General features: G+C 70.8%; 3 protein-coding genes and 1 pseudogene. All 4 read right to left on the bottom strand.

What is annotated here, in order from left to right:
- Window positions 1-259: pseudogene (locus tag WBA11_RS14140) on the bottom strand (hypothetical protein); the annotation flags it as partial.
- On the bottom strand, window positions 256-408 hold the full coding sequence (locus WBA11_RS14135) for a hypothetical protein (protein ID WP_424521315.1): 153 nt from the start codon (window positions 406-408) through the stop codon (window positions 256-258). The pseudogene WBA11_RS14140 and the gene WBA11_RS14135, both read right to left, overlap by 4 nt.
- Before the next feature lie 41 nt (window positions 409-449).
- Entirely contained in the window at window positions 450-1,472 is a 1,023-nt protein-coding gene (locus WBA11_RS14130; RefSeq protein WP_424521314.1) for an NAD(P)-dependent alcohol dehydrogenase, read from the bottom strand.
- Window positions 1,473-1,615: 143 nt separating this feature from the next.
- Window positions 1,616-1,876 (bottom strand): response regulator transcription factor (locus WBA11_RS14125; protein ID WP_424521313.1); only part of this gene is annotated, 261 nt, incomplete at its 5' end.

Genomic DNA, 1,876 nt, shown 5'->3' with positions numbered 1-1,876 from the left:
GGTAGGCGAAGGCCAGCGTGTGCTCGTCGCCGTCGGCCGTGGTGAGAAAGAGGCGCTGGACGCCCTCGACGATGAGCCCGAACGTCTGTTCGGTCTCCCCCTCGCGCGTGAGCGCCTCGCCGCGGCGGACGTCGCGGAGCCGCCACGGCCGCCGAACGTCGTCCCACACGGCGTCGGGCAGCGGGACGAATCGCTCGATCGACCGGCGGAGCTGGGCGAGAGCGGCGGCGAGTGGGGTGGCGGTCGCGTGTAACGTCATGGGCCGGAGGGGCGGGGACGCCCCGGAGCGAAGACCCGTTCAAGCCCCCCAATCGGCATCAGGAAGCCGAGGCCGTCGAAGGCCTGCGCGTCTTCGGAGTTCCACACGTCCTCGACGGTCACCGTCGCGGTCAGGTCGTGGGTGTTCATGGCGTAGGGGCTTGTGTTTAGGGGCAGCCCGTTCAGGGGCGTCACAGCGTAAGGACCACGTTCCCCTTTTTGCGGCCCGTCTCAACGTAGCGGTGCGCCTCCGCGGCCTGCTCCAGCGGGTAGCTCCGGTCGATGACGGCCCGGACGTCGCCGGTCTCGATCAGCTCGCGGAGGAACGAGAGGTCCTCCCGAGTCTCGGCGGCCGGCCGAAGGTAAGTGGCAGCCAGGACGGCTTTTTTGCCGCCGACCAGCGCCGTCCAGAGCATGGGGATCACCGTCGCCGCGCTCGCGCAGTTGAGGTACACACCACCGGGCACCAGGGAGGCCCTGCACGCCCAGAACGACGTCTTGCCGACGGTGTCGAAGACGACGTCGTACCGGGCCCCGTCCGCGGTGAAGTCCTCGACCTCGTAGTCGACGGTGCGGTCGGCCCCGTTCGACCGGGCCAGGCTGGCGCCCGCCGCGCTGCACACCGCCGTCACGTCCGCGCCGAGGTGTTTGGCGAGCTGGACCGAGGCGGTCCCGACCGCTCCGGACGCCCCGTAGATCAAGACCGTCTGGCCTGGACGGACGGCCGCCTTGTTGCGCAGGAAGTGGATGGCCGTGAGGCCCCCCTCGACGAGGGCGGCGGCGTCGCTGAAGTCCGTGCCAGCGGGCAGAGGCAGCATCGCCCCGTCCTCAGGCATGGCCTTGAACTCGGCGTAGGCGCCGGGCGTGGTGGCGCCGGTCATCCCGAAGACGGGGTCGCCGACCCGGTACGCCGTGACGTCGCGGCCCGTCGCCGCGACCTCGCCGGCGAACTCGACGCCCAGGACGTCGCGTTTGGGTTTGGTCAGGCCCGTGAACAGCCGTCCGAGGACGGGCCGGCCCGTCCGGAGGCCGAGCGCAGTCGTGGTGGCCGTGGCCGCGCGGACCTGGACGAGCACCTCGTCCGGGTCCGGGACGGGTCTTTCGACGTGCTGGAGCTGGAGGACGTCGGGCGGTCCGTAGGCCGTGCACACGATGGCCTTCATCGTCATGGTGGATTGGGTTCTCTGAACGGGGCGTGCGGTCAACATGGTCATGGCGGATCGGGGCCTCGGGGCAGGGTGTGCAGGAAACCTAGGCGCCCGCCCCGCCTGCCCGAATCGGCCGAAGGGTGTAGGCCCCGGTGCAAATCGAGGGTGCACTCTGGCCCAACGCGTCGCACGCCGCCCCGAGCCGTGCCCTAGAGAAGGCCGAGATCGCGAGCACGTGCCGCCGCCTCCGTCCGGTTGCGGACGTCCAGCTTGCCGTAGACGTTAGCGACGTGCCGCTTGACGGTCGCCGTGCTGACGAAGAGGTGATCGGCGATCTCGGCGTTGGTCATCCCTGTCGCGACGAGGCGCACGATCTCGACTTCGCGCGGCGTCAGGGACTGCAGTAGTCCGCCCACCCCGCCCGCTGAGCCCGGGAGCGGTGCGCGCTCGCCGAGGACGGAGAGCAGCCG

Origin of the sequence: Rubrivirga sp., assembly GCF_049648075.1 — a bacterium.
In the GTDB taxonomy this organism is placed as follows: Bacteria; Bacteroidota; Rhodothermia; order Rhodothermales; family Rubricoccaceae; genus Rubrivirga.
Note: the sequence above shows the minus strand (reverse complement) of the source record. Positions and strands in the feature narration are given on the sequence as shown.